Source organism: Neorhizobium huautlense (assembly GCF_002968575.1).
In the GTDB taxonomy this organism is placed as follows: Bacteria; Pseudomonadota; Alphaproteobacteria; order Rhizobiales; family Rhizobiaceae; genus Neorhizobium; species Neorhizobium huautlense.
The window spans coordinates 260431-287392 of sequence record NZ_PVBM01000004.1 but is presented as its reverse complement, the minus strand read 5'-3'; the positions used below and the strand labels follow the sequence as shown (position 1 = coordinate 287392).

At 59.6% G+C, this 26962-nt stretch carries 25 protein-coding genes; 19 read left to right on the top strand and 6 right to left on the bottom strand.

The features are described 5' to 3' along the window. Position 1 precedes the first annotated feature (1 nt). The 6 genes from C5L12_RS06980 (at position 2) to C5L12_RS06955 (ending at position 6750) form a co-directional block, all read left to right on the top strand. Entirely contained in the window at positions 2-1717 is a 1716-nt protein-coding gene (locus C5L12_RS06980; RefSeq protein ID WP_105371286.1) for a putative bifunctional diguanylate cyclase/phosphodiesterase, read from the top strand. A gap of 65 nt (positions 1718-1782) precedes the next feature. Beyond that, the gene (locus C5L12_RS06975) at positions 1783-2301 is read left to right on the top strand and encodes a ubiquinone biosynthesis methyltransferase UbiE (RefSeq protein WP_105371285.1); all 519 of its coding nucleotides are present in this window, start codon (positions 1783-1785) and stop codon (positions 2299-2301) included. Then, positions 2298-3476, top strand: coding sequence for a class I SAM-dependent methyltransferase (locus C5L12_RS06970; RefSeq protein ID WP_105371284.1), 1179 nt, complete (start codon positions 2298-2300; stop codon positions 3474-3476). The genes C5L12_RS06975 and C5L12_RS06970 overlap by 4 nt, the downstream gene beginning before the upstream one ends. Beyond that, the gene (locus C5L12_RS06965) at positions 3473-5833 is read left to right on the top strand and encodes a SpoIIE family protein phosphatase (protein ID WP_105371283.1); all 2361 of its coding nucleotides are present in this window, start codon (positions 3473-3475) and stop codon (positions 5831-5833) included. The genes C5L12_RS06970 and C5L12_RS06965 overlap by 4 nt, the downstream gene beginning before the upstream one ends. A 4-nt stretch (positions 5834-5837) precedes the next feature. After that, entirely contained in the window at positions 5838-6398 is a 561-nt protein-coding gene (locus C5L12_RS06960) for a slr1658 superfamily regulator (RefSeq protein WP_105371282.1), read from the top strand. Between the two features lie 13 nt (positions 6399-6411). Continuing rightward, complete coding sequence (locus C5L12_RS06955; protein WP_105371281.1) at positions 6412-6750, top strand: slr1659 superfamily regulator; 339 nt, start codon at positions 6412-6414, stop codon at positions 6748-6750. Between the two features lie 37 nt (positions 6751-6787). Here the strand turns inward: C5L12_RS06955 and C5L12_RS06950 are convergent, their stop codons facing one another. Next, a complete protein-coding gene (locus C5L12_RS06950) occupies positions 6788-7936 on the bottom strand; it encodes a helix-turn-helix transcriptional regulator (RefSeq protein ID WP_105371280.1) in 1149 nt (382 codons plus the stop codon). Positions 7937-8272: 336 nt separating this feature from the next. Between C5L12_RS06950 and C5L12_RS06945 the strand changes: the two genes are divergently transcribed. Genes C5L12_RS06945 through C5L12_RS06925 form a run of 5 tightly spaced genes read left to right on the top strand, consistent with a single transcriptional unit; the run spans position 8273 to position 13704 of the window. Further along, the gene (locus C5L12_RS06945; RefSeq protein ID WP_170109062.1) at positions 8273-9322 is read left to right on the top strand and encodes a UDP-glucuronic acid decarboxylase family protein; all 1050 of its coding nucleotides are present in this window, start codon (positions 8273-8275) and stop codon (positions 9320-9322) included. Beyond that, positions 9322-10308, top strand: a complete 987-nt coding sequence (gene galE / locus C5L12_RS06940) for a UDP-glucose 4-epimerase GalE (RefSeq protein WP_105371278.1) — start codon at positions 9322-9324, stop codon at positions 10306-10308. Before C5L12_RS06945 ends, galE begins: the two co-directional genes overlap by 1 nt. Continuing rightward, entirely contained in the window at positions 10305-12209 is a 1905-nt protein-coding gene (locus tag C5L12_RS06935) for a glycosyltransferase family 2 protein (RefSeq protein ID WP_105371277.1), read from the top strand. The genes galE and C5L12_RS06935 overlap by 4 nt, the downstream gene beginning before the upstream one ends. Further along, entirely contained in the window at positions 12202-13179 is a 978-nt protein-coding gene (locus C5L12_RS06930) for a glycoside hydrolase family 26 protein (RefSeq protein WP_105371276.1), read from the top strand. Before C5L12_RS06935 ends, C5L12_RS06930 begins: the two co-directional genes overlap by 8 nt. 15 nt (positions 13180-13194) lie before the next feature. Next, complete coding sequence (locus C5L12_RS06925; protein WP_105371275.1) at positions 13195-13704, top strand: DUF995 domain-containing protein; 510 nt, start codon at positions 13195-13197, stop codon at positions 13702-13704. An 83-nt stretch (positions 13705-13787) separates the two neighbouring features. On the opposite strand, the gene C5L12_RS06920 is transcribed toward C5L12_RS06925, so the two are convergent. Beyond that, positions 13788-14090 carry a hypothetical protein gene (locus C5L12_RS06920; RefSeq protein WP_105371274.1) on the bottom strand — a complete coding sequence of 101 codons (303 nt, stop codon included), beginning with the start codon at positions 14088-14090 and terminating at the stop codon, positions 13788-13790. 255 nt (positions 14091-14345) lie between these two features. Here C5L12_RS06920 and C5L12_RS28040 point away from each other — a divergent pair, with 255 nt between their 5' ends. The 5 genes from C5L12_RS28040 to C5L12_RS06900 are packed head-to-tail and all read left to right on the top strand — an operon-like array spanning position 14346 to position 19300. Beyond that, on the top strand, positions 14346-14543 hold the full coding sequence (locus C5L12_RS28040) for a hypothetical protein (RefSeq protein ID WP_157948998.1): 198 nt from the start codon (positions 14346-14348) through the stop codon (positions 14541-14543). Between the two features lie 44 nt (positions 14544-14587). Then, positions 14588-16108 (top strand): ABC transporter substrate-binding protein, encoded by a 1521-nt coding sequence (locus C5L12_RS06915; RefSeq protein ID WP_105371337.1) that lies wholly within the window; start codon positions 14588-14590, stop codon positions 16106-16108. A gap of 11 nt (positions 16109-16119) precedes the next feature. Then, complete coding sequence (locus C5L12_RS06910) at positions 16120-17058, top strand: ABC transporter permease (protein ID WP_105371336.1); 939 nt, start codon at positions 16120-16122, stop codon at positions 17056-17058. Next, positions 17055-17879, top strand: coding sequence for an ABC transporter permease (locus tag C5L12_RS06905; protein WP_105371273.1), 825 nt, complete (start codon positions 17055-17057; stop codon positions 17877-17879). Before C5L12_RS06910 ends, C5L12_RS06905 begins: the two co-directional genes overlap by 4 nt. Beyond that, positions 17876-19300, top strand: coding sequence for an ABC transporter ATP-binding protein (locus C5L12_RS06900; RefSeq protein ID WP_105371272.1), 1425 nt, complete (start codon positions 17876-17878; stop codon positions 19298-19300). The genes C5L12_RS06905 and C5L12_RS06900 overlap by 4 nt, the downstream gene beginning before the upstream one ends. An 80-nt stretch (positions 19301-19380) precedes the next feature. Here the strand turns inward: C5L12_RS06900 and C5L12_RS06895 are convergent, their stop codons facing one another. The 3 genes from C5L12_RS06895 to C5L12_RS06885 form a co-directional block, all read right to left on the bottom strand. Beyond that, positions 19381-19935, bottom strand: coding sequence for a DUF3299 domain-containing protein (locus tag C5L12_RS06895; protein ID WP_105371271.1), 555 nt, complete (start codon positions 19933-19935; stop codon positions 19381-19383). 142 nt (positions 19936-20077) lie between these two features. Beyond that, a complete protein-coding gene (locus C5L12_RS06890) occupies positions 20078-21055 on the bottom strand; it encodes an asparaginase (RefSeq protein ID WP_245422788.1) in 978 nt (325 codons plus the stop codon). Continuing rightward, positions 21048-22517, bottom strand: coding sequence for an amino acid permease (locus C5L12_RS06885; protein WP_105371269.1), 1470 nt, complete (start codon positions 22515-22517; stop codon positions 21048-21050). Before C5L12_RS06885 ends, C5L12_RS06890 begins: the two co-directional genes overlap by 8 nt. Positions 22518-22728: 211 nt before the next feature. Here C5L12_RS06885 and C5L12_RS06880 point away from each other — a divergent pair, with 211 nt between their 5' ends. Beyond that, positions 22729-24138 (top strand): aspartate ammonia-lyase, encoded by a 1410-nt coding sequence (locus tag C5L12_RS06880; RefSeq protein WP_105371335.1) that lies wholly within the window; start codon positions 22729-22731, stop codon positions 24136-24138. A 48-nt stretch (positions 24139-24186) separates the two neighbouring features. Here C5L12_RS06880 and C5L12_RS06875 read toward each other — a convergent pair whose 3' ends face one another. Beyond that, on the bottom strand, positions 24187-24906 hold the full coding sequence (locus C5L12_RS06875) for a FadR/GntR family transcriptional regulator (protein WP_105371268.1): 720 nt from the start codon (positions 24904-24906) through the stop codon (positions 24187-24189). Positions 24907-25069: 163 nt separating this feature from the next. On the opposite strand from C5L12_RS06875, the gene C5L12_RS06870 reads away from it, so the two are divergent. Together C5L12_RS06870 and C5L12_RS06865 are read left to right on the top strand one after the other, a co-directional pair. Further along, a complete protein-coding gene (locus C5L12_RS06870) occupies positions 25070-25792 on the top strand; it encodes a FadR/GntR family transcriptional regulator (protein ID WP_105371267.1) in 723 nt (240 codons plus the stop codon). Beyond that, positions 25789-26955, top strand: a complete 1167-nt coding sequence (locus tag C5L12_RS06865) for a PLP-dependent transferase (protein ID WP_105371266.1) — start codon at positions 25789-25791, stop codon at positions 26953-26955. The genes C5L12_RS06870 and C5L12_RS06865 overlap by 4 nt, the downstream gene beginning before the upstream one ends. Positions 26956-26962: the final 7 nt, after the last annotated feature.

Sequence of the window (26962 nt, the reverse complement as noted above, 5' to 3'; positions counted from 1 at the left end):
GATGTCGAATACCGATGCGACACGGTCCGCCCCTGTGGAAAATCGCCTTTACGCCGATACGGTTGAACTCGTCTCCTTTTATGATGAGAGCTTTCATCTCACGGAGTGCTCGGCAAGGCATCGAAAAGCCTACGCCGTCGATTCGCTGGTGGACGCAACCCTGTGGCACGTCTACCCGGAGCTGCTGGCTGATGCGACAAAATCTGCGGTAGAATTCGTGCTTGCGAGCGGACTGCCTCGGACAGTCGAGATTGCGAATGTGAAAACGGGAGATGAACGCACGCTCATCATCTTCCGCAGCGCCGGCGGCATCGGCATCATCGAAGCGGAAAGCACCTCGAGCTTCCATAGAACCTACAGCCAGAGCGAAAAAGACCGCGCTCTTCTTCTGCACCAGGCAACCCACGACGTGTTGACCGGTTTACCAAACCGACGGCAATTCAGCGATCAGTTACGGGGCGCCCTTCCGGTCTCCGAGGGGAGCAAACTTGCTCTCATGCAAATCGACCTCGATGACTTCAAGCCTGTCAATGACACGTTGGGGCACGGCGCCGGCGATACCGTGCTGAAAATGGCGGCCGAGCGAATTAGAAGCGTGCTGGGAGACCAGGAATTCGCCTACCGGTTGGCCGGCGACGAATTCGCCGTCATCCAATGGAGAGCCAATCAGCCGAAAGAGGCCGAGCGCCTTGCCGAGGCGCTCGTCAGCGTCTTCAAGGAGCCGTTCACTGTCGGTGGCATCAACGTCTTCGTCGGCGCAAGCGTGGGAATTGCTGTTGCACCGACTGATGGGAATGAGTTCGAGCAACTGATGAAAGCGGCCGACATCGCACTCTATGCAGCCAAGAAAGATGGCCGGCACCGGGCGCGGACGTTCACGCGCGCCATGCTGATTGTTCTGGAACAACGGGAGATGTTGCGGCGCAGCTTGCGAACCGCCCTCACGGAAGGTCAGTTTTTCGTCCAATATCAGCCCCTGGTAACGCCGTCCTTCTCGATTGTTGGCTTCGAAGCACTATTGCGGTGGCGTCACCCAACGGTCGGCGTCATCCCGCCCAATGTCTTCATACCCATGGCTGAGATGGACGGCCTGATGAGCGAAATCGGCCAATGGACGCTTGAAACCGCCTGTCGCGAAGCCATGAAATGGCCGCCCCATTTTACGGTTGCCGTTAATCTCTCTCCGGCGGAATTTCTGCATGCGGGGCTTACGGATCGCATCGCGCAGACTCTGGATCTGGTCGGCATCCCCGCAGACCGGCTTGAACTCGAAATTACCGAATCCGTGCTCCTGGAACGGACGATAAACAATCTCGATACGCTCAACACCCTGAACATGCTGGGTGTACAGATATCGCTAGACGATTTCGGCACCTATTACTCCTCGCTCAGCTACTTGAAGAACTTCCCCTTCGATACGATCAAGATCGACCAATATTTTATCAAGGATCTCGAAAACGACGAGAAGAGCCAGACGATCGTCCGATCCATCGTTGCGCTCGCCCACGGACTTGGCATGAACGTCACCGCCGAGGGCGTGGAAACGGCCGAGCAGGCTGCTTGGCTCAGCAAGACGGGTTGCGACCGGCTGCAGGGATATCATCTGGGCCATCCCATGCCCCCATCGAAAATCGACGCGTTCCTGCACAAGTTCGCGTCGACCGTTCCTCTCGGGGAAACGCCGATATCCAGCCCCAACCCCGCCTTCGAACCCTGATGGTGCCAGCAGCAAATCATGTGAAGAGCTTCAGGACCGAGGAGTAGATGAAAGGAGGAGAAGACATGCGTGCAGCCAGGAAGAAGCCTCAGGAAACGGGCTTCGCACCCCTGATCCAGTTCGAAATGGACATGGCAACCTTTCTGTCCGACTGGCAGCATTGCGATCAGCTGTCGACCTTTATGGCGCGGATGATCAGCCATAACCGCATGGACCCGATCCGCCACTCGAATTTCTTCTCCTTTGCTCTCAATGAGCTGCTGGAGGTGTCGTTTCGCGGCGGCTCTCCCGAAGGCAGGCTGGACTGCACGGTCTATCGACATGATTTGAAGGAACGTGTGAGGCTCAGTTTCAGATGCCCCCCCGGACAGCAGGAGTTCTATCGCGAGGCCATAGCGAAGACTCATCAAGAGGATGCGCTCGGGAGGTACTTGAGCGCCATCTCAATGGATCAGACACCAAACAGGGAGGTCATTCTTCTCGATCTGGCGATCAATTTCGACGCTGACTTGCATCTCGAGGAACATGCTCCGTCAGATATAACGTTCGTCGCCGACCTTCCGCTTGAAAGAGCCCTAAGTTGAACGCCATAGTCTTTTCAGCGCCATTCACTGCGGAGTTCGACGCCAACAACCAGGAGTTTTCACTGGCGGGCGTGATCCGGCCGCATTCGGTGGACGAGATCGCGGCAAGCATTTCTATGCTGAAAAGCGCGATAGCTGATGTGCGAGGGGTCCTCCACATCAATTTGCGACGCCTCGTCCAAATGAATAACACCGCTTTCCAGGCCATTTCTCGCGTCGTTCTTGATGCCTGTCGGGCGAGGCCGGATCTCCGGTTCGTCGTGGTGACCTCAAGCGTCGTCGGCTGGACCGAGCGCATGTTCACGCACCTGAACAGGATCGAACCGCGGGTGACCGTGGAAGTTTATGATTCCAAATTCTATCCCGGCCAAAGCTTCGTGGAGGATACGAGCTTCATTCCGATATTGCGGACTCAAACCAAAATGACATGGCGCCATGAGCGCACAATCCTTCCCCGTCACGGCATGCGTCCGGGAATCGTGATGGCCGATATCTGTTGTGGCATCGGTGATTTCGCCATTCTTGTCAAAAAAGAGTTCCAGCCAACGCGCATCGTGGCGCTCGACCACTCGAAGGCAAGCCTTGACTATGCGCGCGACATGGCGGCCAGATTCGGCATTGCCGATGTCGAGTATACCTACGGCGACGCATCGGAAATGCTGCTCGAGGACAATCAGTTCGACTTGGTGACCTGCCGGCATTCGCTTCAGATATTCAATCGGCCGACGGCGCTTTTGAAGGAGCTTTATCGGATCTGCAAACCTGGCGGGCGGGTGTATATTACCAACGAAAAGAATTCGCACTGCCTCGGAGAACCCCGATCGCAGAGCATTCAGTGGACATATGATGAGGTTGCAAAGCTATTCAGCCACTTCGAAATGGATGTGGAATTTGGACCCAAGAGCCGTCGACATCTCGTCGATGCCGGCTTCGACGATATCCTGGTGGAATCCTTCATGGTTACAAATTTGGACGGAGATCCCCAGGACTTTGCCGACGTGATTGCGGCATGGGAACAGGTTTACGCAGGAGAAATGGCCGTAAAACGTGGCGATCCTCCCGAATTCATTGAACGGTTCCGCCAGGGGTTCAGGGATCACATCTTTGCCGCCCTTCACCCTAAGGGATACGCCGGCTGGCCAATCTGGGCGGCATCCGGACGTAAACCACTATGAGGACATCAAGCCAGCAGGTCGCACGGTTTGGATTGCGCTCGTTCCGCGCGAAATTCGTAATCGTCGTCGGAAGCGCGGTTCTCTTCGATTTGCTCGTAACGGGTGGACTAGCGCTTTGGAATGTGCGACGTCTCTCGCAAGACGCAACCGCCGAGGTCGGCCAGGGGCTGGAAGAGGCCAATCAGGGTTATATCCGTTCTTACGCGGAGACGACGGCCGAGCATGTCAATCTGCTCCTGAACCGCGTCCATTCCGACGTAAACACGCTGGCGGGCGTCCTTCAGGCGCAGATTGACGGCCCTCCGATGGCAACCCAGATCGGGGAGGCGGTGGCTCGCAGTGCTCCGGAAACGGTCGAGGTCGTTTACGACGCCAAAGGAGGATGGGCCCAGAACCTGCCCGGCCCGCCATCCGTCGTCAGCGTGTGGGGATATCTCCTCGGTTCCGATCATCTCCCGGTGCCCGAAGTGCAGAAGGATATCGAGAACAGCACAGTCCTCGACCTCATTGCACCAAGTCTGCTGGCAAATGGTCTGTCAAAGCTGCAGATGTATTACATCGGCCCCAAGGAACGACCGATCTTCCGCACGGCGCCTTACACGGATCAGGCCCAGACTTTTGACAAGCTCTATCCGGGCCATAACAGCGCGGAGTTCTGGACCTTCTTCTTTCCGGGGCTTTACGAGTCCTGGGAGCAATGGGCCAAGGATCCGAACCAGCGGCCGGTCAACGATGATATTACCCAAACAGCCCCTTATACGGATGCGATCACCGGCAAGCTCATCGTCAGCTTCTTCCAGCCGCTCTGGTCTCGCGACCGCACGAAGGTTGCAGGCGCCGCCGGAACCGATATCACCCTCGACCAACTGGCAGAAATTGTCGAAAACGTCAAAGTCGCCGATAATGGCTTCGGCTTTCTCACCATGTCGGATGGCAATGTTGTTGCCATCAATCCCATCGGCGAGAAGATCATGGGCCTGCAGGCGTTGAGCGATACGGGCGGCGAAGGCGTGACGGGTCTGAGCCGCTCCCTCAGGCGGAGCATACAGCCGGAAATCGCGCAATTGCCGCTGGGGGAAGATGGACTGTTGCGGCACATCCTCCTCGACGAAAACGGCGAGAAGGTTCCGTATCTCGTCGTCCTAAAGCAGTTGCAGCCGACAAATCTCTGGGTCTCCGGCCCTGTCGGGCGTGAAGCCATGCTGCTCGGAATTATCGTGCCGGAACGCGAAATCTACGCTTCGCTGTTTGCCGCCCAGGCGGGGATTTCCAAGGCGACCAACCGGATCCTGATTTACCAGGTTCTTGCTCTTGCCGTATCCCTGTGCTTCGTCATCGGAGCGGTCTTCGCCATATCCAAGCGCATAACCAGAGGCATCAGCGCGCTCGCCGATGCCGCCAAACGCATTCAAGCTAAGGATTATTCTGTTCGGGTGGATATTCCGACGCATGATGAGGTCGGCGAAGCCGGACTAGCCTTCAACCGCATGGCGGAACAGATCAGTTTCCATACGGAAAACCTCGAACAGCTCGTTGACGACAGGACGAGGGAGATCGAAGAGGCGAACCTGCAGATTTCCGCCTTGAATCAGAAGTTGCGCAGCGAAAACCTGCGCCTCGGCGCGGAACTGGCCGTGGCGCGCCGAATCCAGATGATGGTGCTTCCAAAGGCCGGTGAGTTGGAAGAGATAACCGATCTGGAGATCACGGCCTACATGCGGCCGGCCGATGAGGTCGGGGGCGATTACTACGATGTCCTGAAGGACGGCGAGCGACTGAAGATCGGCATCGGCGACGTGACCGGGCATGGCCTCGAAAGCGGCGTCCTGATGCTGATGGTCCAGTCGATCGCACGGGCCTTGCAGGAGGCAGGCGACATGGATCCTTCGCAGTTCCTGAACAGCATGAACCGTGCCATTTACAAGAACCTTGTGAGGACCAGCACGAACAAGCACCTTTCCCTCGCCTTCCTGGATTACGACGGAAGGCGCCTCACGCTTTCGGGTCAACACGAGGAGTTGATCGTCGTGCGCAAGTTTGGAAAGGTGGAACGGATCGACACGCTCGATCTTGGCCTGCCGATTGGACTGGAACCGGACATTTCGCCGTTCGTGGCAACACGAGAAGTCACCTTCGATCGGGGCGACATGATTGTTCTTCATACGGATGGCGTGACCGAGGCAGAAAGCCCGGACGGCGAACTATTCGGGATCGAGCGGCTATGCGAAAGCGCCGGCCGGCGATACGGTTTGAGCGCGGAGGATGTGAAAAACGGGATCATCGACGACCTGATGGCCCATATCGGTACGCAGAAAATTCATGACGACATCACGCTCGTGGTCATGAGACACAGGTGATCGAATGACAACTTTATATGGGCTGGAAGCTCTGGCAATCGGAACCGGCGAAAAAGTCACACGGCTTTGCCTCTTCGAGGGACCTCTCGAACTCGGTTGGAAGCATTGTGCCATCACATCCGATTTTGTCGCCGAATTCGTCGCATTGCGCTACCGTACATCCCGCAACCTTTATAAGGAGGTTCGGCACAATGTCGGTTATCTGACGAATGAGCTTATTGAGAACGCCGTGAAGTTCCGTGCAGCCGGCGAGGTCGTCGTGGAAGCTTCGGTCGACGACAATGTTTTCCGGGCAAAAGTCTCCAATCTTATCGATGAGGAGCCCGCGCTGCAGTTCCAGCATTTGCTGTCGGAAATCACGACTGGCGACCCAGGGGACCTTCTTATAAAGCGGATCGAGGCGAATGCGACCAGCACGACCGAAAATGGCTCGGGCCTTGGGCTTTTGACCCTCATGAGCGATTATGGCGCTCACTTTGCGTGGGTTTTCGGAGCCGAGGAGCCGGGCGGCAAGATCCCGCTCGAAACCTACGCATCTATCGCGGTTCCAGATGTCTCAAATTAACGGGCGGTTCAATATGGAAGTCACGGAAGACGAATATCGTGTCTGGTCAGAGGGTACGGAGATTTATTTCGACGGGTCCATGCGCTTGCCCAACACAGAGGCCTACGCGCCTATCTTTTCCCTCGTCATGAATATCATTGAAACCGAACCGGATCGCGTTACGGTGGATCTTACTGGGTTGCAGTTTCTCAATTCATCCGGGATCAACCTGCTCGCAAAACTCACGATCGAGGCGCGCAACAGGCCGAATATCCGATTAACGGTGCGCGGAAGCTCGGAATATCCTTGGCAGGCGAGGTCCCTTCCCAACCTGAAGAAGCTTCATCCTGGCGTCGATCTCACGCTCACTTGACTGAAGGAGCCCATATCTCCCGGGCAACAAGGCCTGATTAACCTGCCAGCGCCAGCCAATCGCCGATCGTTGTCTCGTGACTGTGTGTGGCAAAAGCCGCCGTGCTGGCCACGTGTTCCGTCGCCATCGCCCTTCGGATTTCGCGAGGGCTAACTCCGAATTCATGGCTGAAAGCGCGTGTGAAATTAGCCGCCACGTCGAAGCCGGCAGCGTCTGCGATCTCGGCGATCGGCCTGTGGTTGGTTCGATCGCTCAGCTCCGCATACGCTTGCTGAAGACGACGTTTTCGAATGTAGTTTAGCACGCCTCCACTGGATTCGAACAGTTGGTAGAGGCGCGTGCGCGAGATGCCCAGTGCCTGGCACATGGTGTCGGGTGTCAGATTACCTGAGTGAAGGTTGAGATGAATATAGCGATGTGCCCGCTCCATCATCCCCATGTTGGTCTGCATCTGTTTTGCGTCCAGCTTCGTCGATGAAGTGACGCTTGCAATAACCATGTCCTTGACCGCCCGTATGACCCCCGGCACTTCCCCTGCCGTGAGGCTGCTAAGCTTTGCCTCCATTTCGTTGATATAAGTGACGAGCAAATCGGCGAGGCTGCCGGATAGGATGGTGTTGTTGGCCGCCTGCAGAAGGCTGGCATCATTCGCCAGCGATTCATAGGAGAAGAAGAGGAGTACGGCTGTAGAATCGGTTATCCGCCCGCGATAGGGATAACTGAGAGACCTGAAGAATATCTCCTCCGGGGCGGTCTCTGTGACGTGGCGGTCAACTTCGGTCCATGCTCGGCCGCTACGAAGAAGACCGAGATTCCAATGGTCGATCGGGCTCGATCGGAGCATGGCCTGGTCACGGATATAGCTGTGCTCGGGTGTACGTTGCTGAACGACGAGCATATCGCCGAGCCGCCACCCGATCTGCTCGGCAAGGAAACCATCATCGGGAGACTTCCCATTCGGCAAATGCACCTCGACGAGTGGAGCCATATGTGCCCGCCACGCTTCGAATTGCTCCAGAAGAGGCAGATCCAGTGTCGAGAACCTCAGGGGGATCAGTGCGGGTGGAGCTTCGGGACGGTCTTCTTTCTGGGTAGCAGGCTCGCGCGGCCACCGCCGCCGCTCCAGATGGTCTGGCCACCCTTCTCCCTTTGCCGGTTTGTTTGCAGATCCGAACTCTTCACTCATTCAAATCCTCCGGCTCACAAACCGAGCCCGGGCAGCCTGAAGTTAAGAACGGCAATCTCGGAGCGCCTGCCGAAAAGGGAGAAAATCCCGAAGTGCCACAGCTAAAAGTTATAATCCATATTACTTATTTAGAAAAAATGTACAGAGCGATAATTTTTAGGATGTGATGATAACGACAACTGTCCCATTTGCTTGTATCTAAATAAAAAAGCAAGACCCCCGGAGAGATACCCGGAAATATCTAAATATTCACCTGTGCCAGCATCCAAGGCGAACGTCGTTGGATAGGTGAAACTGCGTCTTATTAAGAAAAATCCGACGAGTATGGAGGTAGTCGTGAACTATCTTGGTAAAATTCGTGCCCAATCTTCTGCAGAAGCGATTTATAGGAGGCGTTCCTCACCACAAAAAACCCAGAAGTCAAAAAAGATTATTGTCGCCGGAGGTGCCGGCTTTCTGGGATCACATCTTTGCGAGACTCTTCTCCAGGCCGGTCATCAAGTCGTTTGCCTCGATAACTTCTCCACCGGTTTGAGACGCAATATAGCCCATCTGGAGCGGTTTGACACGTTCAAGGTCATCGCGCACGACATAGTGCAGCCGTTCGACCTGAAGGTCGACGAGATATACAATCTCGCCTGTCCGGCATCGCCTCCGCATTATCAGCTCGACCCGATCCACACCACGAAAACCTGCGTATTGGGTTCGCTCAACCTGCTGGAACTGGCCTCACGCACTGGCGCACGCATTCTCCAGGCATCCACCTCGGAAGTCTACGGCGACCCGAACGTCCATCCCCAGATCGAAAGCTACTGGGGCAATGTTAATCCCTTCGGCCCGCGCTCCTGCTACGATGAGGGCAAGCGTTGCGCGGAGACTTTGTTCTTCGACTTTCACAAGAAGCTTCAGGTCGAGGTGAAGGTCGTTCGCATCTTCAACACATACGGCCCACGCATGCGTCCGGATGACGGCCGCGTCGTCTCCAACTTCATCGTCCAGGCTCTCACGGGGCAGGATATCACGATATACGGCGACGGTTCGCAGACCCGCTCATTCTGCTTCGTCGATGATCTCGTTGAGGGTTTCCTCCGCATGATGGCCTCCCCGCCGTCGTTGACGGGGCCTGTCAATCTCGGCAATCCCGGGGAATTCACGATCGGGGAACTGGCCGAACAGGTGATAGGAATGACCGGTTCCCGGTCGAAAATCATCCATCATCCGCTGCCAACCGATGATCCCCGCCAGCGCCGCCCCGACATTTCGCTCGCCACGCAGGAGCTCGGCTGGCGTCCGCATGTGGATTTGGCGCAAGGCCTCGTACAGACGATCGACCATTTCGGGCGCCTTCTCGCTCGCCCGACGCGCGAGCTTGCGGAGGCCATGTGATGACCACGCCACGGATCCTTGTCACGGGCGGGGCCGGTTATATCGGTAGCCACACCGCTAAGCTGCTCCGCTCGGAAGGGATCGAGCCGGTCGTCTACGACAACCTGACGACCGGAAACCGTACCTCGGTGCGCTGGGGCCCTTTCGTCGAAGGCGATGTCCTCGACCTGCAATGCCTGATCGAGACCATCGAGAAATACGTACCGGATGCCGTCATCCACTTCGCAGCGTCCGCCTATGTGGGCGAATCCGTGCAGAACCCGGCGAAGTACTACAACAACAACGTCTGTGGCGCGTTGTCACTTGTGGATGCCTGCCGACAGACCGGCCTCCAGAACATCATTTTCTCATCGAGTTGCGCGGTCTATGGGGTGCCCTCCGTACTGCCGATCGACGAGGCGACGCCAAAGGCGCCGATAAACCCTTACGGCAGAACCAAGTTGATCGGCGAATATATGCTCGCCGATTATGCGGCGGCATTCGGCCTGCGTTACGTCGCCTTGCGCTATTTCAATGCCTGCGGAGCCGATCCCGAAGGAGAGCTCGGCGAATGGCATGTTCCGGAGACCCATCTCATCCCGCGGGCCCTGCTGGCAGCGGCCGGCAGAATTCCGCATCTGGAGATATTCGGCGACGATTATGATACGCCGGACGGAACCTGCATAAGGGACTATATCCACGTCGCCGACCTCGCGCAGGCACATCTGCTGGCCTTCAGGCATCTTGCCGGAGGTGGAAGCAACCTTGCTGTCAATCTTGGCTCCAGCCACGGTTTCTCCATCAGGGAGGTCCTGATGGCGATTGAGGAAATTACCGGGAGCAAGGTCCCAGTCATGATGCATACGCGTCGGCAGGGCGATCCGCCGAGCCTCTATGCAGATGCCAGTCTCGCGCGCCGCACCCTGGGTTTCCAGCCACGATATTCCGATCTCGAAACCATCGTGCGTACGGCTGCCCCCTTCTTCGGGCTGGAGGTGCGGTCGTGACCGAGCTGGCAACCACGAAAGTGCAGGACATCCCGAATGTCGCTCAGGAGCCGCTTCTCGTGCCGGTTCTGGCCGGGTCCCGCCGGGTGGAATATCTGGTCCTGGCCGGGCTCTGGGCCCTTGCCCTTCTCTACTTCTGGGCTTGGTGGCTGGAGCCGCGCCATCACAACGACGCTTTCGGCTCCGTGATCGTAAGCCTGGTGCTGATCTGGATCACCCTGCTGCCCGCCTATTTTATCGTCATCTTCTATCGGGCAACCAAACCAAACGGCCCCTTGCGCCTGCCGGCCGAAAGCCGGGTGGCCATGGTCGTGACCAAGGCGCCTTCTGAGCCGTTCTCCGTCGTCAGGAAAACCTTGCAGGCGATGCTAGCCCAGGATGTGCCGCACGATACATGGCTCGCCGACGAGGACCCGTCCTCCGAAACGATCGCCTGGTGCCGCAGCCATGGTGTCTCCGTCTCGACCCGCAAAGGGCGAACCGATTACCACAGGGCCTCCTGGCCGCGACGCACGCGATGCAAAGAGGGCAATCTCGCCTTCTTCTACGACCACTATGGTTACGATCGTTATGATTTCGTCGCGCAGCTCGACGCCGACCACGTTCCCGAGCCCGGTTATCTCTTCCAAATGCTGCGCCCGTTCGCCGACCCGAAAGTCGGCTATGTCTCCGCACCCAGCATCTGCGACAAGAACGCGGCTGAAAGCTGGTCGGCTCGGGGAAGGCTCTACGCAGAAGCGAGTATGCACGGTTCGCTTCAAGCCGGCTATAATGCAGGACTGGCGCCATTGTGCATAGGATCGCATTATGCGGTGCGCACGTCGGCGATCAGACAGATCGGCGGCCTGGGGCCGGAACTGGCGGAAGATCATTCCACCACGTTGATGATGAATGCCGCCGGTTGGCGGGGCGTACATGCCCTTGACGCTATTGCCCATGGCGACGGGCCTGCCACGTTCAGCGACCTTGTGACACAGGAATTCCAGTGGTCGCGCAGCCTCGTCATGCTGCTTCTGCAGTATTCTCCCCGCCTCGTCGGCCGGTTGCCATTCAGGCTCAGGTTCCAATTCCTGTTCTCCCAGCTCTGGTATCCGCTTTTTGCTTTCTTCATGCTGCTGATGTTTGCAACGCCAATTGTCGCGCTCGTGCGCGGTGAAAACTTCGTGGCTGTGTCCTATCCGGATTTCCTGCTGCATTTTGCAGGGCTCGCGATCACTCTCGTGGTGATGGCCTATCGCTGGCGGGCCAGCGGTTCGTTCCGCCCATACGACGCCAAGGTCCTGAGCTGGGAATGCATGCTCTTTCTTTTCGCGCGCTGGCCATGGGCGGTTGCCGGCACGTTGGCGGCAATCCATGACTGGTTCACAGGATCCTTTGTTGATTTCCGGGTCACTCCAAAGGGGCGGTCCGAAGTCGATCCGCTGCCGCTGCGTGTCCTGGCCCCCTATGCCTTCCTTGCGCTTGTCGCGGTGCTGCCGGCGTTCGCCATCGCCGATGCCGGAGCGACGAAGGGGTTTTACCTCTTTACGATCCTGAATGCTGCGATCTATGCCCTGCTGTTGCTGGTCATCGTCATCAGGCATTCCCGCGAAAACAGGATTGCCACGCCCCGATTTTATCGTCCCGCCATGGCGCTTGCGCTGTTGACGCTCGTCATCCTCCCCGGAGTTGCAACGACTATGCGTGGAAAAGACGGGGTTGAGGCGCTCGCCTGGGGGGGCAGCCTTCAATTCTTCACCGAACGCTACGGGGTCGCCGGGGCGGGCAGAGGTGGAGCCGCGCTACGCACGATCATCTTGAAGCCACGATGGGTTTCCGTTCCGGCGGGAACTGAATTGAGAACGGATGCCGTTTATCCGGATTGGCGATATCCGAGCCTGAAGGAGGAGGACAATGCATAACCTGTCGAAAGTAATAGCCTTGTCGTTAACCAGCCTGTTGTTGTCGGGATCTGTCCTTACGGCGATCATGCCGCGCAATCTTCCCGAAGCAGGACTACTTGCGTTTGCTGCGCCATCAGCCATGACAGCGGCGACACGGTCGATAAAGAGGCCGATCGTCACCCCTGATTCAATAACCTTCGGCGCCTATGACCCGCATGGCGACTTCGACGAACCGTCGAGTTCCAGGATCGAGCACCTCTTCCTGCCTTGGGAAGACGTCGACCTGTCCACGCTGACGCTCGCCGACGACTACGCGCAAGCACGCGGCCGTTCGCTGCTGATTTCAGTCGAACCATGGTCCTGGTCGCCTGACTGGCGCTTAACGCCGCAGGAACTGCTGCAGGGCATTCTGAACGGTTCGCGGGACGAGTACATGGCGACCGTCTGCTCTGCCGCCGCGACATTGAAAAGCCCGGTCATCATCCGCTGGGCCCAGGAAATGGATGAGACAGACAACCAGTTCTCGTGGTCGCACTGGCAGAGCAACGACTATATAGCCGCCTACCGCCGGATGGTGCAGGTTTGCCGGACCCATCTGAAGACGGCCCAATATATGTGGTCACCAAAGGGCAATGAGGGCCTTGAGGCCTTTTATCCCGGGGATGACGTGGTCGATGTCATTGGCCTCTCGGTCTTTGGCTTTCAGCAGTACGATCGCTATACGACCGGCCGGGACCAGACGTTTTCTGAACGGCTGACGCCAGGATATGGCCGTGTCTCGCGTTTTGGCAAGCCGATCATGGTCGCCGAACTCGGCTATGAAGGTGACGAGTCATACGTTCGTAACTGGGCCGAAAGCGTGACCAGACGGTATCCCGACTTTCCGGTCCTGACCGCAGTGATCTACTTCAACGACCGCGAAGTCTATCCCTGGCCGAACGGCTTTGGCCGGCCGGATTGGCGGGTGGCCCGCGAAACCACGAATTGAAGAAGGAACTCCGACATGCTGACATTTCCGAAAATGTTTCTGGCGTTCGCTTTAGCCGGTGGTTTTGCGACGGCGGCATCCGCTGCCGGGTCGTCCGGAGGCGCCAACGTGAAGGCCACTACCCCCCTGAACAATACAGAAATCTACAGGCTTTATGGCCAAAACTCGTGGATCTGGAAGGCTGGTGCGGGCCATTTTTCGGTGCGGGCGCGACGGTTCACAGCCTGGTCAAGGGAAGAAGGTCCTCCTTCCTATGGGGTCGGCCGATGGTTTATTACCAAGCCGGGCAAGCTCTGCTTCAATGCTCGTTGGTACGCCCAAAGCGGCTCGGCTCCGGCAATCACCTGCTTCAGCCATCGCAAGAAGGGAAACGTCATCTACCAGAAACGTGAACCTGACGGTCAGTGGTACATCTTCAGGAATGCGCCAGTGAACTCCTCCGACGAGTTCACCAAACTACGCTATGGCGACTATGTAGGCGCGCAATTGGGCAAGATCCAGGCGATCGTCGGCAAAGCCCCATAACCGGGCCGGGGGGAGGGGAGTTGCGCGCCTGGCATCACTGTCGATTCGGTACAGCGTATTGACCTGATGCCGGCGCGCAACTCCTACCGCATGAAACAGCGCGACGTGCTTCCGAAACCGCTCGGCGTGCAGATATAGGGGGCACGACCGAGGTAGCTCGTCTGGATGATCTTTGCTTCTTTCTGCTTCACGATCGCTTGCCCGCGTTCGACAGGTTTTCTCGTCGGCACCGAATAGCCGACCTGCTTGACCGACAGCGGCGTCCGCTGACCCTGATCGGGTACGAACGAACATCCGGCAATGCCTGCCACAAGCAACGTTGCGACGGCGCAGCACAGCGTCTTCTTCGCGAAGGTCTCGGGCAAAAATTTGATTGGCAATGTCACGGCGAGTTCCCCTTTTTGATGACCCCGTGCCGATAACCCTAGCTAAAAGGCTTTAATTAGGCGTTTCTGAAAAAGTGATAATCCACGGAATTCGTACAGCTTGATCGGCTGGCGCTTCATCCAAGTAAGACCTGCCGAAGCGGCTCAGGCCCTCTTCAAAACGCGGTCACTGGCTGCGTATGTTATTACGTAACATTTCATTTGACGAACGTAATAACATTACCTAAAGAAACGCTTCCAGTTTTCGAGGGCGCGATGAGCGATATCAGCCTGAAATCCAAACATCCGACGCCCGGCTATCAGGACCACGCGGCGCTCCGTCATCTTTGCGGGGCACTGGCGCATGGTTCGCTCACCGTGATCGTAGGCGAGACCAGGCGGGTATCGATCCATGAAGCTTGGCCGAAGTCTCGAAGGACGACGTCGAATATGGCGTTGCGGCCTGCGAAGTGAGGCTGAGCGGACAATTTGATATCCAATCAAAAATGGAGAATGCGATGCGCATGATGAAGGCGCTTTTCCTAACGCTGACGCTCGGAGCGCCGATATCGGTCAGTTCCGCCTGCGCCGAAACGCTCAAGGTCGCGGGACCCTGGGAGATTGCCGGCATCGAACCGGCGCAGACCGGCTATGTCTTCAGCCGGCTTCAGGTCGCCGAGACGCTTGTCACGACCGACAAGCAGGGCACGCTCGCCCCCGGCCTTGCGAAAAGATGGACGGTTTCCGATGACGGTTTGAACTGGTCCTTTGCGCTTCGCGACAACGCCGTTTTCCACGATGGGACGAAGGTCACCGCAGAGGCCGCCGTTGCCAGTCTTAGGCGGACGCTTGGAGGGGTAGGCGTCCTTGCCCAGGCTCCGATTGCCGAAATCGCAGGCGAGGGCGGCGAGATCCGCATCAAGCTGCACAAGCCGTTTTCTGCCTTACCCGCCTATCTCGTGCATTTCAGCACCATTATCCTTGCTCCGTCTTCATTCGACGGTGCAGGCAAGATCACCGGCATCGTAGGGTCCGGGCCTTATCAGGTGAAGACACTCACCCCGCCGGCCCGGCTCGAACTGGAGGGCTCGGGCAGGTGGTGGGGCGGCGAGCCCGGCATTTCGGAGGTGAGCTATCTCGCCGTGGGGCAGGGGGAAACCCGCGCGCTTATGGCCGAGAGCGGCGAGGCCGACCTCGTCTTCTCCATGCTCCCGGTCTCGGTCGATCGCCTGAAGGCCAATCCGAAGCTGGACGTCCAGATCGCCACGATCCCGCGCACCCGCATCCTCAAGGTCAATGCCGCGTCGCCCTTCTTCGATCAGATCGAGGAGCGGCAGGCGATCAGCGCCGCCATCGATCGGGTGGGGATCACCAAGGTCATCCTGCGCAATGCCGATCTGGCCGCCACCCAGCTTTTCCCGCCGGCGATGAAGGGTTGGAACATAGCTCGTGTCGAGCCGCTTACGCAGGATGTCGAAAAGGCGAAGGCGCTGCTGGCGGCAGCCGGCTGGACGCCGGGCAGGGACGGCATCCTCGAAAAGGATGGAAAGCGCTTCAGCGTCACCATGCTGACCTATTCCAGCTGGCCGGAACTGCCGCCGCTCGCAACAGCGCTTCAGGCTCAGCTTCGCCGGGTCGGCATCAACGTCAAGGTATCTGTCGGCAACAGCTCGGAAATCCCCGCCCGCCACAAGGATGGAACGCTGGAGATGGGGTTGATCTCACGCCTCTACTCGATCGTGCCCGATCCCGTCGGCACGCTTCTGCAGGACTATGGTCCGGGTGGAAGCGACTGGGGCGCTACGGGGTGGGACAACAAGGAGATGCAGGCTGTCGTGGAAAAGCTCGCCGCGACAAGCGATGCCTCTGTCCGCGCTCCCCTCCAGACACAAGCGGTCGAGATCCTGCAACAGGAACTGCCGAGCATCCCCGTTACTTGGTCGGAACTTGCCATCGTTTCCAGCAAGCGCATCACGGGCGTCGCGGTGGATCCGCTTGAGGTGAACTACGGCCTCTCCTCGATCCGTTGGGTAAAGTGACGGGCAGCGCGATGAAGAACTTCCTTGTCGCGCGCCTGCTGCAAGCCGGCATCGTCTCGGTCGCGGTCGGGGCCTTGTGCTTTATCCTGATGCGCGTCCTGCCGGGCGATGCGGCCATGCGCATTGCGGCGGGCCGCTACGGGCCGGATGCAAGAATTGCCGATGCGGCGGAAAAGGTGCGTCTCGAACTTGGTCTCGACCGGCCGATCGCGATGCAGTTCCTGGAATGGCTTGGTAGCCTGGCGCGTTTCGACCTCGGCCATTCGCTGGTGACCGGCCGCGCCGTTGCCCACGAACTGCAGGTGCAGCTCGGTGCTTCCGTCTGGCTGGCGGCGGCTGCTCTCGTGCTGTCGCTGCTGATCGGTCCGATCGTCGGGCTCTTCGGCGGCCTCAAGCCGGGGGGAGCCGCGGATCGTCTCGGTCTCATGGGCGCCGTCATCTTTCGCGCCATTCCGCCTTTCGTGCTGGGGCTGATCCTGATGCTGGTCTTTTCCCGGCAGCTCGGTTGGCTGCCGCCGGCCGGCTTCGGCTCGCCGCGCGAGATCCTGCTTCCGGCATTGACCCTGGCGCTTGGGCTGGCGGCCATGTCGAGCCGGGTCACCCGCAATGCGGTCGCGGCCGTTGCCCAGGCACCCTATTTCGCCTTCGCTCGCTACAAGGGACTTTCGGAACCCATCGTCGTGCGCCGTCATGGGCTCCGGAACGCGGCCATTCCCGTCGTCTCCTATCTTGGCCTCCAGGCGATCTATCTGATCGAAGGGGTCGTGGTGGTGGAGTCGCTCTTTGCGTATCCGGGCATCGGGCATGCGCTGGTGCATGCGATCGTCGAGCGCGACATCCCGATGGTGCAGGGGACGGCGCTGATGATGGGGCTGATGTTCGTCGCGATCGGAGCCGCCGTGGACCTTCTCACCCTCTGGCTGGACCCGCGTACAGGGAAAACCGTATGAGCACCATCGACAACATGACATCCACGAGAGCCAGAACGGGTGTCGGGACGGCGCGACTGGCCGGCGCCGGGCTGCTGATCCTGCTCGGCGGCTTTGCCCTTCTTGGACCTCTGGTCATCTCATCCGATCCGTCGGCACAGGATCTCGGCGCAAGCCTGGCCCCGATAGGCGGCGATTACCTGCTGGGTGCGGATCACTACGGGCGCAGTCTCCTGGCGCGTCTCGCCCACGGCGCACGCCTCTCCTTCGGCATGGCGTTTCTCACCATGCTGGCGGCGGCGGTGCCCGGCATCCTGCTTGGTCTTGCCGCGGCGTGGAAAGGCGGATGGGCAGAACGCATGCTTGAGTTTGTGGCGACCGTGGTGCTGGCCTTGCCGGGGCTCATGCTGGTGCTGCTGCTGCTCGCCTTTTCTCCGGGCGATTACGGGCCGCTCTTCCTCGGGCTGTCGCTAACCCTATGGGTCGAGTTCTACCGCCTAACCAAGGCGACGACGCGGACGGTGCTTGCCCAGCCGCATATCGAAGCGGCGCGCATGCTTGGTTTCGGTTCCCGCTATATCCTCGTCCATTATGTGTTGCCGGTCATCGGGCCGATGATCGCCACGCTGTCTGCTTTCGCCATGGCGACCGCCATTATTGCCGTTTCGACGCTAAGCGCGATCAGCGTTGGATTGCAGCCCCCGACGCCGGAACTGGGTAGCATGATCGTCGAACTTCTCCCCTATTTCGCTGAAGCGCCCGTTCATGTGTTGCTTCCGGCCGTCCTGATCTTCCTGCTCGTACTTGGCCTGCAACTGCTCGCGCAAGGAGATCGGGCATGAACATACCCATCAATACCGACCTTTCCGTCTCCGACCTATCCGTGCATTCCCAGTCGGGTCCCATTGTTTCCGGTGTATCTCTTGCCGTGGGTCGCGGTCGGCCCTTGACCCTGCTCGGAGAAAGCGGGTCTGGAAAGTCCCTCGTTGCCCAGGCGATCATGGGCAACCTGCCAAATGAGTTGCGCGCCACAGGCCATATCCTCTTCAAGGGCGCGGAAATTCTTCGGGAGACGCCGTCGGAGCGACGTCGCCGCTGGGGCCGCAGCATCAGCCTCCTGCCGCAGGAGCCGTGGCTGGCGCTCGATCCGACCATGCGCGTGGCGCCGCAGGTGGCCGAGGTCCATCGCTATGTGAAGGCAAAGTCGGTTGAAGACAGCGCAGTAGCAGCAAGGAGCAATCTTTCCGATGTTTCCCTCCAGCAGGCGGCCGAGCTCTACCCGTTCCAGATGTCCGGCGGCATGGGCCAGCGGGCGGCGATTGCCATCGCGCATGCTGCGGATGCCGAGCTTCTGATCGCCGACGAGCCGACCAAGGGTCTTGATGCGGCGCTCAGGCGTTCGGTAACGGCCCGTCTGCTGTCGGAGGTAGAGGCAGGGCGTCTGCTGCTGACGATCACCCACGACGTTGCCGTCGCTCGCGCCCTCGGCGGAACTATAGGCGTCATGCTGGACGGACGCCTCGTGGAGTACGGCGAGGCCCGGAAGTTGCTGGAGGCACCCGAGCATTCCTACACAAAAGCGCTGCTGGCTGCTGAACCGGCGCGATGGGAGCCGCGGAAACAGAAGAACGCGGGCGAGATGGTCGTTGCCGGGCGTGGACTGGAAAAGCGTTACGGCGACAAGGCTCTGTTTTCCGGCCTCGATATCGAAGTCGCGGCCGGCGAGATCGTCTCGATCTTCGGCCCGAGCGGCTGCGGCAAGACGACCATCGGCAACATCCTGCTTGGCCTGGCCAAATCAGACGAAGGCATGGTCGAACGCAAGCCCGACCTTTCGCCGCTACGCTTCCAGAAGCTCTACCAGGACCCGCCGGCGGCGTTCGCACCCCATCAAACCATCCGCAAGGGACTGAAGGATCTCGTCCGGCTGCATGGCAAGGACTGGGCCGATGTCGAAGCATTGGCAGGTCGCCTGCGTTTGTCCGATATCTTGCTCGACCGTCTGCCGGGGCAGATTTCCGGCGGAGAGTTACAGCGGTTTGCTCTGCTGCGGGCGTTGCTCCTCGCCCCCGTTTTCCTGTTCGCGGACGAGGCGACATCCCGTCTCGATCCCGTCAGCCAGAAGGAAGTGGTCACATTCCTGCGGGAGATCGTGGAGGAAACCGGGCTTGCCGTCCTACTGGTGACCCACGATCGGGATGTTGCCGAGAAGATTTCGACGCGCATGATCGATCTTGGGGGCAGCAGGCTGCGTGATAGATGACGCCGGCTCTTTGCCCGCTGCATTGGCGTGGCTTGCGGCTCTGCGGAAGAAGCTCTCATATCCGTGAGAGCTTCTGGAATTCACCTTGCTACGACCCCGAGTGGCGATACCGAGCGCAGATCGGGGTCCGGCAGGCCTGTGACTCTTGTGACCTTGGCACTGCTCATGCTGTAACCGTAATCAAGGATACGCACACCATCCATGATGAACAGTTGCGCCTTGTCGAGGCCAGGCCTCAAAGAGCCTGTCACAGTGATGACCTCGTATACGCGCGACATCCGGAAAGGCTCGTCCGAAACCACGTGGACCAGTTGATTGGGCGGCGGCGGCGCGCTGTGGCTGCATGCGCCGGCCCACGGCACCAGCATGAATTCGTAGACGAGATCGCCGTCCTGATCGATCGGCAGGATGAAGCCCGTCAGTTCGATCACGCGTCCCTCTTCATGCCATGCGAGCGTTTCGCCTTGCGAGCGGCTGATTGCCATGCCGGGCAACGGCATTGTCGCAGTCGACTGGTCGGAAGGTCGCAGGGCATTCCACTGAATGGGCTGCGCATCAGCAAGAACACTGGATGTCTGGCAGGCGAGGGCGGCGGCAAGCGCCACAGGTTTCAGGATGGAAAGAGTAAGCCTCATCTCTGTGTCTCCATGCCTCAGGGTCATATCATGGCCACGGGGCATGGCGATGGTATTTGCAACACCGCTCAGTCGTCAAAGCAAAAAGGTGGCGAACAGCTCCAGCAAGGCAAGCAGGTCTCAATAAGCCATGCGGCGCACATCACTCCGCATCGGCGGGGTTTTGGTCGCTGAACGCGCGCACCATCGTTTCGGCCGAGCTTTGGCTTGCGATCAGGCTGGACAAAAGAATGCGCGCCTGGGCGGGGCGCAGCGTCTGGGAATGAACCGCGCCGGCCTTGGCCAGGTCGTGCCCGCCGCCACCGCCGCCATAACCAGGGGTCAGAAGCCCCACCGGAACGCGGCTGGAGATAACGACGGAAACGCCACGCTCGGTGCAGTGCCTGACGGCGTCGACTATGGCGGGATTGGCGTTGCCGGAGCCGAGGGCCGCGAGCACGATGCCATGGGCGCCTGCGTCGACGCTTGCCCGGATATGGGCGGCATCGCAGCCGGGATAGATTGCGACGATATCGACGCGGATGCCGTCGACCGGCGCCGGCAGATGCGGACTTTCGGCAAAGGGAAACGAACGGGCAGACCGGAAAGCGTCCGCCTCGTCGCTGCTATGCTTGAAGAGCCCCCATGCGGGCAGGGTTCGACCGCCGAAGGTTACAAGAACACCCCGCTCCGCGTTGGCGGGATCCGTTGCGAGCCGGATGGCGGCTAAGAGGTTTGCCGGGCCGTCCGCGTCGGGATGATCCGCCGTGAATTGCGCACCGGTGAATATTACCGGTTTCTGCGTCGTAAGCTGCAGATGGACGAGCAGGGCGGTTTCTTCCATCGCGTCCGTGCCGTGCAGCACGACAATACCTCCCACATCGGCATCATTGAGCTCCAACTTTACGGCATCGCTGACGCGCTGCATGTCGGACAAGGTCAGGCTGGCGGAATCCTTCGACATCAGGTCGACCGGACGCAGATGCGCATCGGCCTGCGGGAGGAGCGCCAGAAGATCCTCACCGGTAAGCGTCGGGGTGCTTGCGCCGTTCGTGCCGCGCTTGCTTGCAATGGTGCCGCCGGTGGCGATAACCGCCACCAACGGCTTCGTCGCGCTCTTTTTCAACGCTCGTTCACTCACCTGCGATCCCGGGTGCAAGAGTGCGTTCTGCTGCAAGGCGGTTGATGCGATCACGCAACAGATACCAGCCGATGGCAAGCGCAGGCGCGATGAGCGCCAGCGACGCGATGGTCCAGGTCCCGACGGGATAGTCGAAAGCCATCAGCACCAGCACGCCGAAGAGGAAAAGAAGCGTCAGGATACCGGTATAGGGCGCACCGAACATGCGGAAATCCGGACGGACAAGCTCGCCCCGGCGGGAGAGGTGCCAGAGCTTCAGCTGGCAAAGCACGATGACGCCCCAGGCGCAGATGATGCCAAGCGCCGAGAGGTTGAGGGCGATCTCGAAAGCGGCGGCCGGGATAATCGCGTTCAGCGCCACGCCGATCACGGTGACGACGGCGGTCACCGCGATGCCGCCATAAGGTACGCCCGCCTTGTTCATCTTCGCAAGAGCAGCCGGAGCCGACCCGGAAACCGCCATCGAGTGCAGGATGCGACCGGTGGAGTAGAGCCCCGCATTGAGCGAGGAAAGCACGGCCGTCAGCACCACCAGATTCATGATGATGTCGGCACCTTCGACGCCGATCGTCCCGAAGAAGGTGACGAAGGGGCTCTCGCCGGCTTTGTATGCCGTATAGGGCAGGAGCAGGGAGAGCAGCAGGACCGAGCCGACATAGAAGACGATCAAGCGGAAAACGACCGTGCGGATCGCGCCCGGCATGACCTTGCGAGGGTCCTCCGTTTCACCGGCGGTGGTGCCAATCAGCTCGATCGAGGCATAGGCGAAAACGACACCCTGAATGATGACGAAGGCCGGCAATATGCCGTTGGGGAAAAGGCCTCCGTTGTCGCTGATGATGCTGAAGCCGGCAGGATGACCGTCAGTCGGCGTGCCGGAGACGACGAAGTAGATGCCCACTAAGAGGAAAGTCGCAAGAGCCAGGACCTTGATCAGGCTGAACCAGAATTCCAGTTCACCGAAGACCTTGACCGACAGGAGGTTCATCGCCAGCACGATCACCAGCGCAACGAGAGCGAACACCCATTGGTCGATGCCGCCGAGCCACGGCACATAGTGTTTGAAGAAATTCATGTAGAGCGCGACGGCGGTCACGTCCGCCACTGAGGTCATCGCCCAGTTCAGCCAATACATCCAGCCGGTGACGAAGGCCGTCTTTTCCCCGTAGAACTCGCGGGCATAGGAGACGAAGGAACCCGAGCTCGGACGATGCATGATCAGCTCGCCGAGCGCACGAAGGACCAGGAACGCAAAGAAGCCGCAAAGGGCATAGACCAGGATGAGCGCGGGTCCGGCTTGGGCAAGGCGTCCGCCTGCCCCGAGAAAAAGACCGGTTCCGATCGCGCCTCCGATTGCGATCATCTGGATCTGGCGCGGCTTCAGCGCCTTATGATACCCGCTATCCTCTTCGATGAACACTTCGCGGTCGACAGCGGCGGCTTTGATGGCTTCCGTTGACATGGCTCCTCCCTATGAGCGTGCTTTCCCACGATCCCCGCAACAGTAAAGGGATCGCCTCTCTAAGCTGTTTTACAGATTCTCGATTTCAATCTCTGCGTCTTGTGCAGACGTTGCTCGGCGATCTGTAGCCCTTCTTGCGACATTTGCGGAAATCTGTCAAACAGCTTTACAGATTTACCCGTAATCAGTCCAGGAGGAAAATGTGGCCGAGATGCGTATCGAATATGATCTGCTGGGAGCGAAGGAAGTACCGGCCGAGGTCTATTGGGGCGTTCACACCGCGCGGGCGGTGGAGAATTTTCAGGTTACCGGCATGCCGATCGGGCGTTTTTCGCACCTCGTCCGCGGCCTGGCTTTTGTGAAGGAGGCCGCAGCGCTTGCCAATCATGAGCTTGGTCTTCTGGATGACAGGCGGCTCGAGGCCATCGCCCTCGCATGCCGCGAAATTCGCAATGGTGCGCTGCACGACCAGTTCGTGGTTGATGTCATTCAGGGCGGGGCAGGCACTTCGACCAACATGAACGTGAACGAGGTGATCGCCAATCGTGCGCTGGAACTACTCGGCCATCGCAAGGGCGACTACTCTCACCTGCATCCCAACGATCATGTCAATCTGAGCCAGTCGACCAACGACGCCTATCCGACGGCGGTCAATGTCGCGCTGATCGAGGCGATCGACGGCCTTTCGGCATCGATGGAGATCTTGCAGGCCTCGTTCGAGCGGAAGGCGTGCGAGTTTGACGGCATGCTCAAGATGGGGCGCACGCAGCTTCAGGACGCTGTCCCGATGACGCTCGGCCAGGAATTCCGCACCTTCGCCGTCATGCTCGGCGAGGACAGGGCGCGTCTTCTGGAGTCCGCCAAGCTGCTCCACGAGATCAATCTCGGCGCGACCGCCATCGGCACGGGCCTGAACGCGCCCGCCGGATACGCCGCCTGCGCCTGCGCCCATCTCTCACGTTTGACGGGGCGGCCACTGGTGACGGCGAGCGATCTGATCGAGGCGACCCAGGACCCCGGCGCCTTCGTTCACCTCTCCGGCGTGCTGAAGCGCGTCGCGGTCAAGCTGTCGAAGACGTGCAACGACCTGCGCCTGCTTTCATCCGGTCCAAGGGCGGGGATCGGAGAGATCAATCTGCCTCCCGTACAGGCGGGCTCAAGCATCATGCCCGGCAAGGTCAATCCGGTTATACCGGAAATGGTCAACCAAGTTGCCTTCGCCGTGATTGGCAACGACATCACCATCACCATGGCGGCCGAGGCGGGCCAGTTGCAACTGAATGCCTTCGAGCCGATCATCGTCCGTTCGCTTTCGGAGAGCATCAGCCATCTGAGCGCCGCCTGCCGTATCCTGGCCGAGCGCTGCGTCGATGGTATCAGCGCGAACCCGGAGATCATGGCGCGCCGCGTGGAAGAATCGATCGGCCTGGCTACGGCGCTCAATCCGCTTATCGGGTATTACGCAGCCACGAAGGTCGCGCAGGAGGCGCTCGCAACCGGGCGAACGGTCCCGCAGGTGGTGCTCGAACAGGGCCATCTGACGGCGGCGCAACTTGAGGAGGCGCTGAAACCCGAGCATCTGGCAAACCTGTCGCCTGCAAGCCTTGCTGCCGAAGCATAGCGTGAGCACTTTTAAGATAGGAGATAGAGCGGCCTGTTACGGGCCGCTCTATTGCAGTGGTTGTGCCGGATCGTTTCCGATGATCGTGGTGACGACCTGCTTGACCTCGCCGAGATGCGCTTCCATGGCTTTACGCGCCCGCTCCTCCGAGCCCTCCCGGATCGCGTCGACGATCTGGCGATGCTCGATGTTGGACGCTACGCGACGCCCCGCCATGAGGTTGACCAGCTCGGACTGCTGCATCAGCGCGTCCCGGGCATCGGCGACAATCTTCGCGAAAACGGCATTTCCCGAAGCTTCGGCGATGGCACTATGGAACCCGGAATCCAGAAGTACCCATTGATGTGGGTCCGTCTGCCTATCCATCTCGTCACAGATGGCGAGCAGCGCCGCCAGCTGTTGCTCGCTGCGTCGCAAGGCAGCCCATCCAGCGGCCGGGCCTTCGATAAACGGGCGAGCCTCTATAAGATCGCGGGCAGAATAGCCGCCGTAGTTGAGATCGGGGTTGGGTGAGGCGGTCAGGACATAGGTGCCGCTGCCAGTGCGCGTCTGGGTAAGGCCAAGTGTCTGGAGCGAGCGCAGCGCCTCGCGGACAATGGGTCGGCTTACCCCATATCTGCCGGCCATCTGAGCTTCCGAGGGCAATCGGGTGCCGACGGCAAGCCGCCCTGACGTAATGGCTGAGCGGAGGTCTTCGAAGATGGCTTCCGCCGCGTTCTTCCGACTGATCGGACTTGTATCAGATAGCCAATCAGTCAAACCGTTCATGCCCAAAGCTTCCATCGATGCGCCAATCTGTCAAGCTGCTCGGCAGCTTAGCACAGCTTTCATACTACCGGGAGGCCGACCCGGAGCCTGGTGGGCGCAATGGTTCCTCAATTTCCGTTCCCAGCGCATTGACAAAAAGCCGATAGGGATCTTTATTGCTCAGATGTCAGACCAATTTGAACGTCGTGGGCTAATCCCTCTGCTTCCCCCGATTGACAGGGCTCGCCAAGTCGGGGAGGCGCTGGCCGATTACGTGGAGAACGGCGATCTGAAGGCAGGCGACCGGTTGCCGGCCGAGCGGGAGCTGATGGCAGCCCTCGGCGTCGGGCGCTCGACGATCCGTGAGGCGATCCGTTGGTTTCAGGCGCTTGGCGTCGTCGAGTCCCGAAAGGGAAGCGGGAACTACCTGCTAAAGCCCATTTCGCGGCGCACGATCCATATGCCCCTGTCGCTCGATACCGCCAACCTGCGCGACGCGCTTTTGCAGACGCTGCAGGTACGCAGGGGGCTGGAATGCGAAGCGGGAATGGTTGCTGCGCGAATGCGGACGGAAGAAGACCTGAAGATCATCGAGGCGCGACTGGAGGAGATGGAACGGGTCCACCATGCCAAGGGCGCGTCGGGGCCGGAAGACCTGGCGTTCCATCTCGCCATCTACGACGCTACCCACAATCCGCTCTTCCGTCAGCTGCTTGAACAGATGCGCGAAACGTTCGAGCGGTTCTGGAGCCACCCGTTCGAACGTTTCGATTTCGCGCGCCGGTCCTTCCCTTACCACCGGACCCTGTTCAACGCGATCGTCGCGCAGGATGCTGAAGCCGCGCGCGGCGAGACACTGAAGATTCTCCAGATCGTCGAGGAAGATATCAAGGAAATGTCCAAATGAATGACGGCCTCGACCCATTCGAACTCGCTTCGCTGATCACCGCCCATGACGACGGCAATTTCGCAGAGGCGGTGGTTCCGCCGATCTTCCAGACCTCGCTCTTCACCTTCTCCGACTACGACGACATGATCTCCGCCTATCGCGGTGAGAAGATGCGGCCGATCTACACGCGTGGTCTCAATCCGACCGTACGCGCCTTTGAGGAAATGCTGGCAAAACTTGAGGGCGCGGAGGATGCCCTCGGTTTCGCGAGCGGTATGTCGGCGATCTCGTCTGCTGTGCTGAGCTTTGTCGAACCGGGTGACCGGATCGTGGCGGTGAACCACGTTTATCCCGACGCATTCCGGCTGTTCGGCACCATCCTTAAGCGGATGAAGGTCGAGGTCACCTATGTCGACGGCCGCGACGAGGAGGCTGTCGCCAAAGCGCTACCGGGCGCCAAGGTCTTCTACATGGAAAGCCCGACGAGCTGGGTGATGGAAGCCCATGACGTCGGTTCGCTGGCGGCGCTCGCCAGGAAACATGGCGCAGTGTCGATGATCGACAACAGTTGGGCGAGCCCCTTCTTCCAGCGGCCGATAACTCTAGGGGTAGATCTCGTCATCCATTCGGCCTCGAAATATCTCGGCGGCCACAGCGATGTCGTCGCAGGCGTCGTTGCGGGGTCCAAGGAGATGATCGCCCGGCTGAAGGCCGAGGCCTATCCCTATCTCGGCGGCAAACTTTCGCCCTTCGACGCGTGGCTCCTGATCCGCGGGCTCAGGACGCTGCCGATCCGCATGAAGGCACATGAGGCTGCAGCCCTCACTATCGCCCGCCGCCTGCAGGAACTCGACGTGGTGGAAAAGGTCTGCCATCCGGGCTTGGCGAACCGGCTTCCGGCGGGGCTCAACGGCACGTCGGGCCTCTTCTCGTTCATCTTCCGCGACGGCGTCGATATCCGCGCTTTTGCCGACCACCTCAAATTCTTCAAGCTCGGCGTCAGCTGGGGCGGCCACGAAAGCCTGATCGTGCCAGGCGAAGTGGTCCTGCAGCAGAAGGCCCAGCCGAATTCCGCGCATGCCTTCGGCATTCATGCGCGGTCCGTCCGTCTCCATGTCGGCCTCGAGGGAACCGAGGCGCTGTGGAGCGATCTTCAGGAGGCGATCGCCGTCGCCTCTTAAAGCATCA

Excerpts from the sequence above, each read along its gene's own strand:
- C5L12_RS06980 (WP_105371286.1), top strand. The coding sequence starts at position 2 with ATGTCGAATACCGATGCGACACGGTCCGCCCCTGTGGAAAATCGCCTT.
- C5L12_RS06865 (WP_105371266.1), top strand. The coding sequence starts at position 25,789 with ATGAATGACGGCCTCGACCCATTCGAACTCGCTTCGCTGATCACCGCC.
- C5L12_RS06905 (WP_105371273.1), top strand. The coding sequence starts at position 17,055 with ATGAGCACCATCGACAACATGACATCCACGAGAGCCAGAACGGGTGTC.
- C5L12_RS28040 (WP_157948998.1), top strand. The coding sequence starts at position 14,346 with ATGAGCGATATCAGCCTGAAATCCAAACATCCGACGCCCGGCTATCAG.
- galE (WP_105371278.1), top strand. The coding sequence starts at position 9,322 with ATGACCACGCCACGGATCCTTGTCACGGGCGGGGCCGGTTATATCGGT.
- C5L12_RS06925 (WP_105371275.1), top strand. The coding sequence starts at position 13,195 with ATGCTGACATTTCCGAAAATGTTTCTGGCGTTCGCTTTAGCCGGTGGT.
- C5L12_RS06965 (WP_105371283.1), top strand. The coding sequence starts at position 3,473 with ATGAGGACATCAAGCCAGCAGGTCGCACGGTTTGGATTGCGCTCGTTC.
- C5L12_RS06930 (WP_105371276.1), top strand. The coding sequence starts at position 12,202 with ATGCATAACCTGTCGAAAGTAATAGCCTTGTCGTTAACCAGCCTGTTG.
- C5L12_RS06910 (WP_105371336.1), top strand. The coding sequence starts at position 16,120 with ATGAAGAACTTCCTTGTCGCGCGCCTGCTGCAAGCCGGCATCGTCTCG.
- C5L12_RS06885 (WP_105371269.1), bottom strand. The coding sequence starts at position 22,517 with ATGTCAACGGAAGCCATCAAAGCCGCCGCTGTCGACCGCGAAGTGTTC.
- C5L12_RS06870 (WP_105371267.1), top strand. The coding sequence starts at position 25,070 with ATGTCAGACCAATTTGAACGTCGTGGGCTAATCCCTCTGCTTCCCCCG.
- C5L12_RS06915 (WP_105371337.1), top strand. The coding sequence starts at position 14,588 with ATGCGCATGATGAAGGCGCTTTTCCTAACGCTGACGCTCGGAGCGCCG.
- C5L12_RS06875 (WP_105371268.1), bottom strand. The coding sequence starts at position 24,906 with ATGAACGGTTTGACTGATTGGCTATCTGATACAAGTCCGATCAGTCGG.
- C5L12_RS06900 (WP_105371272.1), top strand. The coding sequence starts at position 17,876 with ATGAACATACCCATCAATACCGACCTTTCCGTCTCCGACCTATCCGTG.
- C5L12_RS06960 (WP_105371282.1), top strand. The coding sequence starts at position 5,838 with ATGACAACTTTATATGGGCTGGAAGCTCTGGCAATCGGAACCGGCGAA.
- C5L12_RS06955 (WP_105371281.1), top strand. The coding sequence starts at position 6,412 with ATGGAAGTCACGGAAGACGAATATCGTGTCTGGTCAGAGGGTACGGAG.
- C5L12_RS06950 (WP_105371280.1), bottom strand. The coding sequence starts at position 7,936 with ATGAGTGAAGAGTTCGGATCTGCAAACAAACCGGCAAAGGGAGAAGGG.
- C5L12_RS06895 (WP_105371271.1), bottom strand. The coding sequence starts at position 19,935 with ATGAGGCTTACTCTTTCCATCCTGAAACCTGTGGCGCTTGCCGCCGCC.
- C5L12_RS06975 (WP_105371285.1), top strand. The coding sequence starts at position 1,783 with ATGCGTGCAGCCAGGAAGAAGCCTCAGGAAACGGGCTTCGCACCCCTG.
- C5L12_RS06880 (WP_105371335.1), top strand. The coding sequence starts at position 22,729 with ATGCGTATCGAATATGATCTGCTGGGAGCGAAGGAAGTACCGGCCGAG.